This is a genomic window from Myxococcus sp. MxC21-1, from assembly GCF_032612255.1.
Lineage (GTDB): Bacteria > Myxococcota > Myxococcia > Myxococcales > Myxococcaceae > Myxococcus > Myxococcus virescens.
This window is the reverse complement of the sequence record NZ_CP123278.1, coordinates 7,337,684-7,352,859: the sequence shown is the minus strand read 5'-3', so window position 1 is coordinate 7,352,859 and position 15,176 is coordinate 7,337,684. Positions and strand designations below refer to the sequence as shown.

The following is a 15,176-nucleotide window of genomic DNA, read 5'->3' as shown; positions in this document are numbered from 1 at the left end:
GTGGCTCACGGGGGCTCGGTGCGCAAGAGCTCCCGGAACAGCACCTGGGCCGCGTCCTGGAACAAGTCCCCGGACGCGAGCAGCCCGCCGCAGTGGTGGGGCTCGCGCGCCAGCGTCAGCGCCACCGTCTTTCGCAGCACCGCGTCCCAGAAGGGCTCCGAGTCCTCTGGAAGCAGGAACTCGCGAATCACCTGCCGGGGCCAGGGGAGCACCGTCGTCGGGTCCGCGTCGCTCAGGGACGTGAAGCAGTCCAGGTCCACGTCCAGCAGCACCCGGCCTGCCGCGTCCAGCACGTCGCGCACGGCGTCGCCGGGGGCAGGGCGGCTGTAGGCCTCCGCCGCCCGGTCCACGGTGGGCACCGCCACCAGCCGGTGCGCGCGGCCCCGCGTGTCCACGTAGGTGTCCCCCGTGAAGGCGCCGCGGGGGCGGGTGCGGGCAATCAGCAGCGCGTCTCCCACCAGCCCCGCCTCCATGGCCGCGAGGATGTGGTCGTAGTTGCGCACGTCCAGCGCCCAGCGGGCATGTTCATCCAGCGCGCGCAGCCCGGCCGTCCGGTCCGGCACGGCCGCGGGGGCCCGGGGCATCACGGTGTCCAGGTGCCGGTCCAGCGTCACCAGCAGGGCGGGGCCCTCCGTGTCGCCCAGGGCGCAGGCCCAGGCGGGGAGGGCGAGCCGGTGCGGGTCGAACACGTAGGCGTCTCGGGGGCCACGCCCTCCGCCCAGGCCCAGTCGGATGATGCCGGCCAGGCGCAGGTGCCGCGGGGCGTCGTCTTCCGTTTCCATTGCGTCGGGAATCCTCCAGCACGCCAGGCGTTTGCTCCGGCCGCGAGGCCGCCGAGTGTAGGCTGTCCCGCACCTTTCCACGAAAGGAGCCCCGCCCTTCCCGCGGGGATTCGACGACGCATGCGCCACGTCCTCACCGCCGCGCTCCTGCTTGCGAGCGCTTCGTCCTCCGCCCAGGAGCAGAAGCCCCTGACCATGTCCAAGACGCAGCGGTCGCAAGACCCCTTCCTGCGCCAGTTCTCGGAGACGCGCCGCTTCATGAGCGGCCGGCCCGGCGGCGTGCGCATCTCCCCCGACGAGAAGAGCATCCTCTTCCTGCGCACCCAGCCCACGTCCAACGTGCAGACGCTCTACGCATTCGACGTGGAGAGCGGGCAGACGCAGGAGCTGCTCACCCCCGAGGCCATCCTCAAGGGCGCCGAGGAGACGCTCACCCCCGAGGAGAAGGCCCGCCGTGAGCGCATGCGCGTCAGCGCCCGGGGCTTCACCAGCTACCAGGTGTCCGAGGACGGCAACCGGCTGCTGGTGCCCCTGTCCGGCCGCCTCTACGTGGTGGACCGCGCCAGCGGCAAGGTGACGGAGCTGAAGACGGGCCCGGGCACGTTGGATCCGCGCTTCTCCCCGGACGGCAAGCAGGTGTCCTACGTGCGGGACCACGACGTGTACCGCATCGACGTGGCCGCCAACCGCGAGCAGCGCGTCACCAAGGGCGGCACCGAGGCGAAGTCGCACGGCGTGGCCGAGTTCGTCGCCCAGGAGGAGATGGGGCGCTTCACCGGCTACTGGTGGAGCCCGGACGCGAAGTCCATCGCGTACACGGAGGCGGACACGACGGAGGTGGAGAAGCTCACCATCGTCGACGTGATGCACCCCGAGCGCGGCGGCGAGGACTTCGCGTACCCGCGCCCCGGCAAGGCCAACGCCAAGGTGCGCCTGGGCATCACCCCCGTCACCGGTGGGAAGACCGTGTGGGCGCAGTGGGACGCGGCGAAGTACCCGTACCTGGCCACCGTGACGTGGCCCAAGGGCGGTCCGCTCACCGCGCTGGTGCAGAACCGGGAGCAGACCGAGCAGAAGCTGCTCGCGGTGGACCCGCGCACGGGCAAGTCGCGGGAGCTGCTGACGGAGCAGGACGCCGCCTGGCTCAACCTGGAGCAGGTCTTCCCGCTGTGGCTGGAGGATGGCAGCGGCTTCCTCTGGTACACGGAGCGCAACGGCGGCCCGGAGGTGGAGCTGCGCAAGGCGGACGGCGCGCGGGTGCGCACCCTGGTGAAGCCGGACGCGGGCTTCCGCTCGCTGGCGCGCTACATCCAGAAGGATGACACGCTCTACTTCAACGGCGGCCCCAACCCCACGCAGAGCCACCTGTGGCGCGTGAAGGCCGGTGGCGCGCCGGAGAAGGTGACGACGGGGCTCGACATCGAGTCGGGCTCGGTGTCCAAGAGCGGCGGGCTGATGGTGATGAATGGCCAGGGCCTCAAGTCCATGCCCAAGGTGCAGGTGGTGCGCGCGGACGGAACCACCGTGGGCGAGCTGCCCTCGGTGGCGAAGGAGCCGCCCTACACGCCCAACGTGGAGCAGCGGCAGGTGGGTCCCGAGCGCTTCTGGACGTCCCTGGTGCGCCCGCGCGACTTCAAGCCCGGCAAGAAGCTGCCCGTCATCGTCGAGGTGTACGGCGGCCCCACCACCACCGTGGTCCACAAGAGCATGGCCGCGCACCTGATGTCGCAGTGGGTGGCGGACCAGGGCTTCCTCGTGGTGAAGATTGACGGCCGCGGCACCCCGCTGCGCGGCGCGAAGTGGGAGCGCGAGGTGAAGGGCGACTTCTCCGGCGTCACGCTGGAGGACCAGGTCGCCGCGCTCCAGGCGCTGGCCAAGGAAGTCCCGGAGCTGGACTTGTCCCGCGTGGGCATCTCCGGCTGGAGCTTCGGCGGGTACATGTCCGCGCTGGCCGTGCTCAAGCGCCCGGATGTCTTCAAGGCCGGCGTGGCCGGCGCCCCCGTGGTGGACTGGCTGGACTACGACACCCACTACACCGAGCGCTACCTGGGCGTGCCGCAGCAGAACCCGGAGGCCTACGAGAAGAGCTCGCTGCTCACGTACGCGAAGCAGGACAAGCCCATGGGCAAGCTGCTGCTCATCCACGGCACCGCGGACGACAACGTCTACTTCTTCCACACGCTGAAGCTGAGTGACGCGCTCTTCCGCGCCGGCAAGCCGCATGACCTGCTGCCGCTGAGCGGCCTGACGCACATGGTGCCCGACCCGCTCGTCACCGAGCGCCAGTGGGAGCGCGTCATGGACCACTTCAAGCGCAACCTGTAGGCCGCGCGGCCCCAGGGCTTGAAAAACCAGAGGCCCGGTCCCCAGGTGGTGGGGCCGGGCCTCTTGTCATCGGCCAGTCCGGAGGGAGTGGCTGACGGACGCGTTAGCCGGCGGCGCGGACGTTCTGCGCCTGGAGGCCCTTGGGGCCACGGGTGACTTCGAACTCCACCTTCTGGCCTTCGGCCAGGGTGCGGAAGCCGTCCATGTTGATGGCGGTGTGGTGGCAGAACACGTCTTCACCGCCGCCGTCCTGGGTGATGAAGCCAAAGCCCTTCGCGTCGTTGAACCACTTCACGGTACCGGTTGCCATTGCACGTCCTTCAGTCTTGCGGGGCGGCGCGAGGAGAGCCGCCCGTTCTTCCCGCCCCCCGACAACCGGGAGACACTCCCAGTTGTAGTGAAACGGCCGGCTGGAAGTCCAGCCGGCCGCCCGGAATGCAAGTCTTGCCCGGATGCCGGGCCTGAAGTCAGACGTCCAGGAGCAGCCGCTCCGGGTCCTCGATGCACTCCTTCACGCGCACCAGGAACTGAACGGCCTCGCGGCCGTCGACCAGCCGGTGGTCGTAGGTGAGCGCGATGTACATGATGGGCCGAATCACGACCTGGCCGTCGCGGGCCACGGGGCGTTCGACGATGTTGTGCATGCCCAGGATGCCCGTCTGCGGCGGGTTGAGGATGGGCGTGGACAGCATGGAGCCGAAGATGCCGCCGTTGGTGATGGTGAAGGTGCCACCCTGGAGGTCGGCCAGGGCCAGCTTGTCATTGCGCGCCTTGGTGCCCAGCTCGCCCACGGACTTCTCCAACTCCGCCAGGCCCTGCTTGTCCGCGTTGCGCACCACCGGCACCACCAGACCGCGGCTGCCGCTGACGGCCACGCCGATGTCGTAGTAGTGCTTGAAGATGACGTCCTCACCGTCAATCTCCGCGTTGATTTGCGGGAAGGCCTTGAGGGCCTCGACGGAGGCACGGATGAAGAAGCTCATGAAGCCGAGCTTCACGCCGTGCTTCTGCTGGAACTTGTCGTTGTACTTCTTGCGCAGGGCCATCACCTCGCCCATGTCCACCTCGTTGAAGGTGGTGAGCATGGCGGCGGTGGACTGGGCCTGGATGAGGCGCTCGGCCACGCGCTTGCGCAGCGGCGTCATCCGCACGCGCTCCTCGCGGGCGGCGTTCGGGCGGGGGCCGGCGGGCTGCGCCGGGGCGGCGGGCGTGGCCGGGCGGTTGAGCTGACCCAGCACGTCGTCCTTGTGCACGCGGCCACCGGCGCCGCTGCCCTTCACCTGGGAGATGTCCACCCGGTTCTCCTCGGCCACCTTGCGCGCGGTGGGCGTGGAGCGCGCGTCGGACGCGGCGGGCGCCTCGGCGGCGGGAGCGGGCGCGGCGGCAGGAGCCGGAGCCGCGGCGGCGGGCTTGGCGGCGGGAGCGCCGGCGCCTGCCTCGAGGAGGCCGAGCACCTCGCCCACGCGGACCTTGTCGCCCTCCTTGAAGGCGATGCTGGACAGCGAGCCCGCGGACGGGGCCGGCACGTCGATGGTGACCTTGTCGGTCTCCAGGACGACGAGCGGCTCGTCGGCGGTGACGGCGTCACCCGGCTTCTTGTTCCACTTGCCGACGACGGCTTCGGTGATGGACTCGCCCAGGGGGGGCACTTTGATTTCAACGGCCATTCTTGGTCCCTCGGAGGATGGCTTCCTCGATGATGAGCTGCTGCTCGTATTCGTGCGTCTTGGGGAAGCCCGTGGCGGGGCTGGCGGCTTCGGCGCGACCGATGTAGCCGATCTTCACCTGCTGCTTCGACTGCGTGGAGGCCAGGTCGTGCAGGCGGGGGAACATGAAGTGCCACGCGCCAGCGTTGCGCGGCTCTTCCTGCACCCACAGGAGCTCGGCGAGCTTCGGCATCTTCGCGATGAGCCCCGCCAGCACGTCGGAGGCGAACGGGTAGAGCTGCTCCAGCCGGACGATGGCGATGCTCTCGTCCTTGCGCTCGTCCCGCGCCTTCACCAGGTCGTAGTACACCTTGCCGCTGCACAGCAGCAGCCGCGTCACGCCCGCCGGGTCCACCCGGTCCAGGATGACTTCCTGGAAGGTGCCCGTGGCCAGCTCCTCCACCTTGCTGGTGGCCTCCGGCCGGCGCAGCAGGCTCTTGGGCGACATGATGACCAGCGGCTTGCGCACCGGGCGCAGCACCTGGCGGCGCAGCAGGTGGAAGATCTGCGCGGGCGTGGTGGGGTAGCAGACCTGGATGTTGTCCTCGGCGCACAGGTCCAGGAAGCGCTCCAGACGCGCGCTGGAGTGCTCCGGGCCCTGGCCTTCGTAGCCGTGCGGCAACAGCAGGGTGAGGCCGCTGAGGCGGCGCCACTTGCTCTCACCGGCGGCGATGAACTGGTCGATGATGATCTGTGCGCCGTTGCCGAAGTCGCCGAACTGCGCTTCCCAGGCCGTCAGACCGTCCGGCACGTCCAGGCTGTAGCCGTACTCGAAGCCGAGCACGCCCATCTCCGACAGCGGGCTGTTGTAGACGTGGAAGCCGTTCTTGCCCTTGCCGCTGACGAACTGGCGCAGCGGGACGAACTTCTCGCCCGTCTTCACGTCGTGCACCACCGCGTGGCGGTGGCTGAACGTGCCGCGCTCGCTGTCCTGGCCGGTGATGCGGATGTTGTAGCCCTCGGAGAGCAGCGTGGCGTAGGCCAGCGACTCGCCCTCGCTCCACTGCAGCTCGCCGCTGTCCAGCATGCCCAGGCGCTTCTTGATGACGGTGCGCTCCACGTCGCGGTGGACGTTGAAGCCCTCCGGCAGCGTGGACAGCTTGCGCAGCGCATCGCACAGCACCTGCTTGTCCACCGCGGTGGACACGTCCGGCGCGCTCTTCAGCGAGCCGCCCTGGTAGGGCTTCCACAGGCCTTCCAGCGCGCTGGGCTCCTTGAACTGGCTCTCCTGGCGCGCGCGGGTGAGCGCCGCGTCGAACTCCTGCTGGCAGCGCTGCTTGATGGCCTCCGACTCCTCGGCCGGAATCTTGTTCTGCTCCGCCAGCTTCGCCGCGTAGAGCGTGCGCACCGTCGGGTGCTTGCGGATGATGTCGTACATCGCCGGCTGCGTGAACGAGGGCTCGTCACCTTCGTTGTGGCCGTAGCGGCGGTAGCAGACCAGGTCGATGACGACGTCCGACTTGAACGTCTGGCGGTACTCGGCCACCAGCTTCGCGATGTGGACGCAGGCCTCCGGATCATCCCCGTTCACATGGAAGATGGGGATGTCCAGCATCTGCGCGATGGCGGTGGAGTAGAGCGACGAACGCGAGTCGTGCGGGTCGGTGGTGAAGCCGACCTGGTTGTTGATGACGATGTGGACCGTGCCGCCCGTGGTGTAGCCCTTGAGGCCGGACAGGTTGAGCGTCTCCGCCACCACGCCCTGGCCGATGAAGGCCGCGTCGCCGTGGATGAGCAGCGGCATCACGCTGGTGCGCTCGGTGTCGCCGCCGCGGTCCTGCTTGGCGCGCACGCGGCCCTCCACCACCGGGTCCACCGCTTCCAGGTGGCTGGGGTTGAAGGCCAGCGACAGGTGCAGCTTGCGGCCCTGGCGCGTGGTGTGGTCCGACGAGAAGCCCATGTGGTACTTCACGTCGCCGCGGCCCAGGTAGTCCTGCGGGTTCCGGGGACCGTCGAACTCGCTGAAGATCTGATCCGGCTGCTTGCCCAGGATGTTCGTCAGCACGTTGAGGCGGCCGCGGTGGGCCATGCCGATGACGATCTCCCTCAGGCCCATGCCGGTGGCCACTTCGCCCAGCGCGTCCAGCATGGGGATGAGCGCCTCGCCGCCGTCCAGGCTGAAGCGCTTGGCGCCCACGTACTTGGTGTGGAGGAAGTGCTCGAAGCCCTCCGCGTACGACAGCTTGGTGAGGATGTGCCGGCACTCGTCCGGGGAGAAGTCGGTGCGGTTCTCGTTGGACTCCATCCGGTGCATCAGCCAGCGGCGGCGCTCGCTGTCGAGCATGTGCATGTACTCGACGCCGATGGTGTCCGTGTACGTGCGGCGCAGGCGCGCCAGCAGCTCCGTCAGGCGCACGCGCTGCTCGCCGAACACGCCATTGGTCTCCACGAGCTGCTGGACCTCGGCGTCGGTGAAGTGGCTGTCATCCACCAGGGCCACATCCGCCACGTGCGCCAGCGCCGGGCGCGGACGGCCGAGCGGGTCCAGCTTCGCGCGCAGGTGGCCGCGCAGGCGGAAGGCGAAGATGACGTGGTCCACGCGCGCCTGCAGCGAGATGTCCTGGACGGACTGGCCGGGCGCGGCCACCGGGGCGGGCTGCGGCGCCGGCGCGACCTGGGCCTTGGACGCGGCGCCCTTGCCGCCCCCTTGGCCGCCGCTGGAGCCGCTACGGGCTCCAGCAGCCGGGTGCTGAAGATGGGTCGTCCGGCGCCGTTGCTGCGGTCGAAGACCTCCCGCCAGCTTGCATCCACGCTGGCGGGGTCCTCCAGATAACGGGCGTAGAGGCCCTCGATGAAGTCGATGTTGGCGCCGGAAAGAAACGTGTCCTGGAAATTCGCCATGGCGTGTCGTCTTTTACTGGATGGGCGCCCCGTTGGGGGGTTTTAGCAGCGCCTTTTGTAGCGCCCTCCCGCTGGCTGATAAGCCGCACCCGTTGCCGCGGAGCAGGTGGATTCATGCCCCAGGTGAGTGCAACTTCAACCATTCCGCCCAGAAGGAATGCTAGAGAACGCGTTTCCTGTCTTTCCCCTTCCGCAACGAGGCTGTCTCCATGCTGCTCCAAGGCAAGAAGCTGCTCATCACCGGGGTGCTCACGCCGCAGTCCCTGGCCTACGGCATCGCCGAGCACGCGCTGGCTCAGGGGGCCGAGGTCCTCCTCACCGGCTTCGGTCGGGCCAAGTCCCTCACCGAGCGGAGCGCCAAGCGCCTCAAGCCGGGAATGGAGGTGCTGGAATTGGACGTCACCAACTCCGCCCACTTCCCCGCACTCACGGACGCCCTGCGCCAGCGGTGGGACCGGGTGGACGGCGTGTTGCATTCCATTGCCTTTGCGCCCGAAGATGCTTTGGGTGGCAACTTTCTCAACACCCCGTGGGAGAGCGTGCAGACGGCGTTCCGCATCTCCACGTTCTCGCTGAAGGAGCTGTCGGTGGCGTGCCTGCCGCTGATGACGCAGGGGGGCTCCATCGTCACGCTGGACTTCGACAACCGCGTCGCCTGGCCCATCTACGACTGGATGGGGGTGTGCAAGGCGGCCCTGGAGTCCACGGTGCGCTACCTGGCGCGCGACCTGGGCCCCAAGGGCATCCGCGTCAACGCCCTGGCCGCCGGTCCCCTGTCCACCATCGCCGCGAAGGGCATTCCAGGCTTCAAGGCCCTGGAGCGTGGCTGGGGCCAGCAGGCCCCCTGGGCTGGAGCGCGAAGGACAGCCACGACATGGTGGCCCGCACCGCGTGTGCCCTGTTGTCGGATTGGCTACCCTCCACCACCGGCGAAATGATCCACGTGGACGGTGGCTACCACGCCATTGGCGCGCCTCCGGTGACGCCGGACGCGGACGAGCTCCCGCCCAAGCCCGCCGGCGAGTAGGGCCCATCCCTCCCCCGGGACCATCTGGACCCGGGGGCGTCCTCCCTGAGGTCATCCGACACCTGCCTGCCCGGGTGGAAACCGGGCCGGACCGCCCCCCTGTTCTCACGTGAGAGCCCTCACGGTAGAGTCTTGAACGTTTCGCAGGACTCTCCGCGCGTCGCGGGGCCTGCGCAGGAGCCGCCGCACAGTGAGCACCCACAGCACCAACGTCTTGCTGGTGGACGACAGCCCGACGGTTCGGAACATCGTCAAGATCTACCTGATGAACCTCAAGGTCTCGACCGTCGAGGCTGACGATGCGACCCGGGGGCTGCAGATTCTGCGGCTGGTGCCGGTGAGTCTGGTCATCGCGGACATCAACATGCCGGGGATGGATGGCATCACCTTCGTCAAGGAGGTGCGCGCCAGCGCGATGCCGCAGGTCCGCTCGGTGCCCATCCTGCTGCTGACGGCGGAGAAGAACGTGGACCTGCGTCAGCGCGGCACCGAGGCCGGCGCCAACGCCTTCATCCAGAAGCCGGTGTCCCACCACGAGCTGACGGAAACGGTCCGTCAGTTCCTCACCAAGGCCTGACCGCCGTGAGCCTGCCGTCCCTGCTGCTCGTCGACGACAGCGACGCGATTCTCGCGCTGGAGCGGGCCATCCTCTCCGGCCACTACACCATCCACACCGCCAGCAACGGCCGCGAGGCCCTGGAGAAGGTGGGGCGCCTGCGTCCGGCGGCGGTGTTGCTCGATTTGTCCATGCCGGAGATGGACGGTGACGAGGTCCTCCAGCGGATGAAGGCGGACCCGGCCACGGCCGACATCCCCGTCATCATCATCTCCTCGGAGAAGTCGCGCGCGGAGGCGTGCCTGGGCCTGGGCGCGGAGACCTTCCTGGCCAAGCCGTTCCGCGCGGACGAGCTGCTGGAGACGGTGGGCGAGGCCATGACGAGCGCGCGGCAGCGGGCGCGCACGGGCTCGCTGTTGGTGCTTCGCGTGACGGTGGGCGAGCTGGAGTTCGCCATTCCGCTGGACGCGGTGCGGGAGGTCCTGCTGCATCCGGCGACCCGGCCGCTGCCCACCGGGCCGGCGTACCTGCGCGAATACGTGGAGGTGCGGGGCGCGGCGCTGTGCGTGCTGGACGTGGCGCGCCGGCTGGGCGTGGAGCACAAGCTGACGCGCGTGGAGCGCATGCTCGTCGTCATCGAGGCGGAGGGCGTGTCGCTGGCGCTCGCCGTGGACACGGTGAAGGACCCCGAGGAGTACGCGGCGGCGGACATCGACCGGCGCGAGCGCGTGGGCGGCGCCGACCATGGCCCGCTGCGCGATGGGCTCATCGGCATGCTGCGGTCGGGAGGGCGTTCGCTGCCCATCCTGGACCCGCGGGTATTCATCGCGCGGGGGCTCCTGCGGGAGCTGCCCGCGATGCTCGAGGCCGCGGAGGCCGGGCGGAACGCATGAGCGGAGCGCTCGACCCGCGGCTGCTGGCCCGCGCGCGGGAAGTGGTGGCCAGCATCACTGGCTTTCGCAATGACGCCATTGCCTCCGAGGCGGTGGACCGCGTCATTCGCGCGGAGCTGGCCCGCGGGCGCACCGCGCCCGACCTGCTGGGCGAACTGCTCCTTCCCGTCTCCCACCGGCCACCGCGCTGGTGAAGGCCATCCTGGTGGGGGAGACGTACTTCTTCCGCCACCCGGAGCACTTCCGCTTCATCTCCCACGAGGCCGTGCCCGCGGCGCTCCAGCGGGGGCCCTGGCCCTGCGGGGCTGGAGCGCGGGCTGCGCGTCTGGCGAGGAGGCGTATTCGCTGGCCGCGTGCCTCCAGGCGTCGCTGCCGCACGGCTTCCCCGTGGAGGTGCTGGGCACGGACATCCACGAGGCCAGCCTGGAGGCGGCGCGCCGCGCCACCTACGGGACGTGGTCCCGCCGCGAGTCCGCGCCGCGCCTCTTCCCGCTCTACTCGGAGACGGGCGAGCGCGAGGTCACCATCCTTCCCCCGTCCGCCGCATCACCACCTTCGCCCAGGCGAACCTGCTGGCGCCGCTGCCCGAGCGCTTCGGCCGCTTCGACTTCATCCTCTGCCGCAACGTGCTCACCTATTTCACTCCCGCCGCGCGTGACGCGGCCATCTCCCTCCTGTCGCGCACGCTCAACCCCGGTGGCTGGCTGTTCCTGGGCGCCGTGGAGGTGGACCGCGTCCCCGCGGGCATGGTCCGCGAGGGGCCGCCGGAGCTGCAGGCCTTCCGCCTCCTCACGCAGGAAGAGCTGAACGCCCGCGCCGCCGCCGCGTCCCGCGCCGCCGCCCTCGCCCGTCCGGTGGCGCCGCCGTCCCGCCGTCCGGTGGCGCCGCTGATGCCCGTGGTGGCGCGCGAGGTGCCCGCGGCGCCTCCGCCGCCGCCCACGCGGCTGCATCTGAATGCGCTGGAGCGCATCGAGGAAGGCGACGAGGTGGGCGCGTCCTCCGTGCTGGAGGCCCTGGTCCGCCGGCGCCGGACTACTTGCCGGGGCTGCTGGAGCTGGCCCTGCTGCGGGAGCGCTCCGGGGCGCGGGAAGGCGCGGTGCCGCTGATGCGCGCCTTGCGCTCGCGCGCGGAGCGGCTTCCTCCGGACCAGCTCGTGGAGGGGCCGGAGGCCCTGCCCGCGCGTTTCTACCAGGCGTCCGCTGACGCCTACCTCAACCAGGGGGCGCTCGAATGAAGGTCACCCCGCGGACATTGGAAGCGGCCCAGGAGGCCGAGGCGCTCGAACTGTTGGAGCGGCGCGCGTCCCGCCTGCGAGAGCAGGGGAGAACACCGTCGAGGAGGCGGTCCACTGGATTGCCGAGTTCCCGCTCGGTGAGGAGCGCTACGCGCTCTCCCTGGAGTCGCTGCGCGCCGCGCTGCCCTTGAAGATGGTGTCGCCGGTGCCGCTGTCGGCGCCGCACGTCGTCGGGGTGCTGCGCTTCCAGGGCCGGTGCTGGCCGCGCTCAGCCTGGCGTCGCTGCTGGGCGGCCACGGCTGGCGGCAGGACCCGGCGGTGCTGCTGGTGGTGGACCGCGGGGACGGCGAGCTGTGCGCGCTGGACTGCGAGGCCATTCCCCGCCCCACCACGCTGCCCATGAGCGCGGTGGAGGCCGCGCGGGTGCGCGCGGAGGGGGCGGTGATGGAGGTCTTCACGCAGGACCGGCAGCTCATCCACCTCATCGACCTGAAGCGGCTGTTCTCCGCCACGCGCGGCACGGGAGCCCGTCATGCCCGTTGATCCGATGCTGCAGGGGCTCGTCGCGGGCTTCGCCGTCGAGGCCCAGGAAGTGGTCCAGAAGGTCACCATGGACCTGCTGGAGCTGGAGCGCGAGGGCCTGGAGACGGACGCCCTCACCAGGCTCTACGTCCGGCTGGGCCGCCACCTGCACACCCTGAAGGGCAGCGCCGCCTCGCTGGGCATGCAGGACCTGAGCGACATCGCCCACAAGCTGGAGGACGCGCTCGCCCCGCTGAAGGCCAACCCTCAGAAGATGCCGCGGCCGGTGGTGGACATCCTGCTCCACGGCCTGGACCTCTTCCTGCTGCGCGCGCAGGCCCACGCGGACGGGCGTGGGGAGGCGCTTCCGGACCCGGCGGCCGCCCTGGCGCAGCTGGTGGCGGACGCGCCGCCGCCCGAAGAGGCCGCGGCCATGGTCGCCGCCTCCGGGGCCTGGCCGCCGTCGCCGCGCCGGCTCCGTCCGCGGAGCCCGTGTCCCTGCCGGACGCGCTGCCGGAGTCCGCGGACGCGGGCTGGCGCGTGTCGTCGTGGCAGGTGACGGCGCTGATGCGCGAGGTGGAGCGCCTGCGCGAGGTGCGCCTGCGCGTGGAGGAGCGGGGCCGCGAGCTGGAGCGGGTGGCCGTGCTGCTGGCGAAGCAGGGGCTGCTGGCGGAGACGGCGGAGGCGCGCACGGCGCTGTCCGGCACCGCGCGCTCGCTGCGCACCGACGGTGAGGAGACGAGTGACATCGTCGACGCGCTGGAGGATGGCCTCAAGGCCATCACCACGCGCCCGGTGCGCACCATCCTGGATCCGCTCCAGCGCATGGTGCGTGACTTGTCCCGTCAGCTGGGCAAGGAAGCGCGGCTGTCGGTGGTGGGCGCGGAGGTGTCGCTGGACCGGCGCCTGCTGGAGAAGCTGCAGGCTCGCTGGTGCACCTGCTGCGCAACGCCGTGGACCACGGGCTGGAGCTGCCGGCGGACCGCGAGCGCGCGGGCAAGCACCACGAGGGCGCGCTCACCCTGCGCGTGGAGCAGCAGGGCAACCTGCTCTACCTGGAAGCGTCCGACGACGGCGCCGGCATCGACGTGGAGGTGGTGCGACGCCTGGCCGAGCAGCGCGGTGTCATCACCGCGGAGGAGACGGCGCGCCTCAACGAAAACCAGCTGCGGGACCTCATCTTCCGGTCCGGCTTCAGCACCCGCACGGACGTGACGGACACGTCCGGCCGCGGCGTGGGCCTGGACGCGGTGCGCGCGTCGGTGGAGGCGCTGCAGGGCCGCATCGAGGTCGCGAGCACGCCGGGGCAGGGCACGCGCTTCATGCTGACGCTGCCCACGGACCTGGGCAGCTCGCCGGTGCTGGTGGTGCGCGTGCTGGAGCAGCTGGTGGGCCTGCCCATGCTGGCGGTGGAGGCCACGCAGCTGGCGCGCGCGGAGTCGCTGCGCCTGGGCAAGCGTCGGGCACATCTGGAGTACCAGGGGCAGCTGTTGTCGGTGGTGGACCTGGGGGCGCGGCTGGGCCTGCGCGCCCTGGCGCCGCCGGCCGAAGGGCAGCCGCTGCTGATTGTCCAGAGCGGTGGCAAGCGCGTGGCGCTGGTGGTGGACGCGGTGGTGGGGGACCGGGACTTGGTCATCCGCCCACTGCCGTCGGAAGTCCGCGACGTGCCGGCCTGGCAGGGCGCGGCCACGCTCAGCCGTGGCGAGCTGCTGCTCATCTGCCGCCCGGACTGGCTGGTGACGGAGACGGTGCAGGTGCAGGTGTCGGCGCAGCGGCGGGCGCTGGTGGTGGACGACTCGCTCACCGCGCGGGCGCTGCACCGGGCCATGCTGGAGGCGGGCGGCTTCACGGTGCACCGGCGGCCAGCGGGGCCCGGGCCCTGGACCGGCTCCAGTCGGACACCTACGACGTCGTCATCTGCGACCTGGACATGGAGGAGATGGACGGCATCCAGCTCATCGCGAAGCTGCGGGAGCGCCCGGAGACGGCGTCGCTGCCCGTCATCCTGGTCTCCGCGCATGACAGTTCGGTGGCGCGCGAGCGGGGCCTGAAGGCGGGCGCGGACGGCTACCTCAGCAAGCGCGAGTGCGCCGCGGGCCGTCTGCTGGCGGAGGTGTTGGACGTCATGAGCCGCCGGGGGAGTCGCGCGTGAGCGTTCAGCGACCCATCCGGGTCCTCGTGGTGGACGATTCGCCCACCATGGCGAACATGCTGACGGCCCTCCTCACGGAGGAGCCGCGCATCGAAGTCGTGGGCCGTGCGGGAGACGGCAACCGCGCCGTGCAGCTGGCGCGCCTGCTGCGCCCCGATGTCATCACCATGGACCTGCTGCTGCCCGGCCTGGATGGACCGGGGGCCATCGCCGCCATCATGTCCCAGTCCCCCGCGCGCATCCTCGTGGTGAGCGCGGTCGCGGAGCAGCGCGGCGTGGACCTGGGCTTCCAGGCGATGAGCGCCGGCGCGCTGGAGCTCATCGGCAAGCCCAACGTGACGAACGCGGAGGAGCTGCGCCGCTGGGGCAAGGAGCTGGCGCACTCGGTGTGCCTCATGGCGGAGGTGCCCGTCATCTCCCGCCGGCCGCGTGCGGCCACCGCGCCGCCGCCGCCCACGGGCGCGCGGGTGGACATCTTCGGCGTGGTGGCTTCCACTGGCGGGCCGCCCGCGCTGGCGGACGTGCTGTCCAAGCTGCCTCGCTCGCTGCCGGTGCCGCTGCTCATCGCCCAGCACATCACCGTGGGCTTCACCCAGGGCATGGTGCGCTGGCTGTCCCAGGTGACGCCGCTGCCGGTGTCCATCGCCAAGGACGGCGAGCGGCTGGAGCCGGGCCGCGTGTACTTCCCGCTGGACGGGCATGACCTGCTGGTGGACGCGGCCGGGCTGGCGCGCCTGCAGCCCAGTCGGGGCGGACCGTGCCCCAGCGGGGATGTGATGCTGACGTCGCTGGCCGCCGCCTTCGGCCGGCGCAGCGGCGGGGTGGTGCTCACCGGCATGGGCGAGGACGGCGCGCGCGGCCTGCTGGCCATCCGCAGGGCGGGCGGCGTCACCTTCTCCCAGGACGAGGCGTCGTCGGTCGTCTTCGGCATGCCTCGCGCCGCGCTGGATGTGAAGGCCACCGACCAGGGCGTGCCTCTGGCCTCGATGCCGGAGCTCATCCTCCAGAGCTGTACCTTCGCCCCCTTCCGGGGCGGACGCCCCGAGGGAGGACCCACCCGGTGAGCTTCTCCTGTGCCTGTTTCACCTGCCCGCCTCCGCGCGGGTGCCGTGCTGACGTCGTTTCCCCGGCGGTGATT

The 15,176-nt window shown here is 70.8% G+C and carries 10 protein-coding genes and 5 pseudogenes; 11 read left to right on the top strand and 4 right to left on the bottom strand.

The window, feature by feature from the left end; genetic code table 11:
• Positions 1 to 5: 5 nt before the first annotated feature.
• Positions 6 to 782 (bottom strand): hypothetical protein, encoded by a 777-nt coding sequence (locus QEG98_RS32685; protein ID WP_316564058.1) that lies wholly within the window; start codon positions 780 to 782, stop codon positions 6 to 8.
• Positions 783 to 902: 120 nt separating this feature from the next.
• Between QEG98_RS32685 and QEG98_RS32680 the strand changes: the two genes are divergently transcribed.
• Positions 903 to 3,107: a DPP IV N-terminal domain-containing protein gene (locus QEG98_RS32680; RefSeq protein WP_316564057.1), complete on the top strand. Its 2,205-nt coding sequence runs from the start codon at positions 903 to 905 to the stop codon at positions 3,105 to 3,107.
• Positions 3,108 to 3,210: 103 nt separating this feature from the next.
• Here QEG98_RS32680 and QEG98_RS32675 read toward each other — a convergent pair whose 3' ends face one another.
• The 3 genes and pseudogenes from QEG98_RS32675 to QEG98_RS32665 form a co-directional block, all read right to left on the bottom strand.
• Complete coding sequence (locus tag QEG98_RS32675; RefSeq protein WP_011555986.1) at positions 3,211 to 3,417, bottom strand: cold-shock protein; 207 nt, start codon at positions 3,415 to 3,417, stop codon at positions 3,211 to 3,213.
• A 157-nt stretch (positions 3,418 to 3,574) separates the two neighbouring features.
• The gene (odhB, locus tag QEG98_RS32670; protein WP_141621519.1) at positions 3,575 to 4,774 is read right to left on the bottom strand and encodes a 2-oxoglutarate dehydrogenase complex dihydrolipoyllysine-residue succinyltransferase; all 1,200 of its coding nucleotides are present in this window, start codon (positions 4,772 to 4,774) and stop codon (positions 3,575 to 3,577) included.
• A pseudogene (locus QEG98_RS32665) lies at positions 4,764 to 7,654 on the bottom strand (2-oxoglutarate dehydrogenase E1 component). Before QEG98_RS32665 ends, odhB begins: the two are co-directional and overlap by 11 nt.
• Positions 7,655 to 7,863: 209 nt before the next feature.
• On the opposite strand from QEG98_RS32665, the pseudogene fabI reads away from it, so the two are divergent.
• The 10 genes and pseudogenes from fabI (at position 7,864) to QEG98_RS32630 (ending at position 15,102) form a co-directional block, all read left to right on the top strand.
• Positions 7,864 to 8,681, top strand: a pseudogene (fabI, locus tag QEG98_RS32660) (enoyl-ACP reductase FabI).
• A gap of 190 nt (positions 8,682 to 8,871) precedes the next feature.
• Entirely contained in the window at positions 8,872 to 9,258 is a 387-nt protein-coding gene (locus QEG98_RS32655; RefSeq protein ID WP_011555982.1) for a response regulator, read from the top strand.
• Between the two features lie 5 nt (positions 9,259 to 9,263).
• A complete protein-coding gene (locus QEG98_RS32650; protein ID WP_090492187.1) occupies positions 9,264 to 10,130 on the top strand; it encodes a response regulator in 867 nt (288 codons plus the stop codon).
• Complete coding sequence (locus tag QEG98_RS42375) at positions 10,127 to 10,324, top strand: hypothetical protein (RefSeq protein WP_410477876.1); 198 nt, start codon at positions 10,127 to 10,129, stop codon at positions 10,322 to 10,324. Before QEG98_RS32650 ends, QEG98_RS42375 begins: the two co-directional genes overlap by 4 nt.
• A 97-nt stretch (positions 10,325 to 10,421) precedes the next feature.
• A pseudogene (locus QEG98_RS42370) lies at positions 10,422 to 10,526 on the top strand (CheR family methyltransferase); the annotation flags it as partial.
• Between the two features lie 59 nt (positions 10,527 to 10,585).
• Positions 10,586 to 11,236 carry a CheR family methyltransferase gene (locus tag QEG98_RS42365; protein WP_410477875.1) on the top strand — a complete coding sequence of 217 codons (651 nt, stop codon included), beginning with the start codon at positions 10,586 to 10,588 and terminating at the stop codon, positions 11,234 to 11,236.
• Positions 11,167 to 11,364 (top strand): hypothetical protein, encoded by a 198-nt coding sequence (locus QEG98_RS42360; RefSeq protein WP_410478103.1) that lies wholly within the window; start codon positions 11,167 to 11,169, stop codon positions 11,362 to 11,364. The genes QEG98_RS42365 and QEG98_RS42360 overlap by 70 nt, the downstream gene beginning before the upstream one ends.
• Positions 11,361 to 11,907, top strand: a pseudogene (locus QEG98_RS32640) (chemotaxis protein CheW). Before QEG98_RS42360 ends, QEG98_RS32640 begins: the two are co-directional and overlap by 4 nt.
• A pseudogene (locus QEG98_RS32635) lies at positions 11,897 to 14,038 on the top strand (response regulator). Before QEG98_RS32640 ends, QEG98_RS32635 begins: the two co-directional pseudogenes overlap by 11 nt.
• On the top strand, positions 14,035 to 15,102 hold the full coding sequence (locus tag QEG98_RS32630; protein WP_141594516.1) for a chemotaxis protein CheB: 1,068 nt from the start codon (positions 14,035 to 14,037) through the stop codon (positions 15,100 to 15,102). Before QEG98_RS32635 ends, QEG98_RS32630 begins: the two are co-directional and overlap by 4 nt.
• Positions 15,103 to 15,176 lie beyond the last annotated feature (74 nt).

Excerpts from the sequence above, each read along its gene's own strand:
- QEG98_RS32685 (WP_316564058.1), bottom strand. The coding sequence starts at position 782 with ATGGAAACGGAAGACGACGCCCCGCGGCACCTGCGCCTGGCCGGCATC.
- QEG98_RS32680 (WP_316564057.1), top strand. The coding sequence starts at position 903 with ATGCGCCACGTCCTCACCGCCGCGCTCCTGCTTGCGAGCGCTTCGTCC.
- QEG98_RS32675 (WP_011555986.1), bottom strand. The coding sequence starts at position 3,417 with ATGGCAACCGGTACCGTGAAGTGGTTCAACGACGCGAAGGGCTTTGGC.
- odhB (WP_141621519.1), bottom strand. The coding sequence starts at position 4,774 with ATGGCCGTTGAAATCAAAGTGCCCCCCCTGGGCGAGTCCATCACCGAA.
- QEG98_RS42375 (WP_410477876.1), top strand. The coding sequence starts at position 10,127 with ATGAGCGGAGCGCTCGACCCGCGGCTGCTGGCCCGCGCGCGGGAAGTG.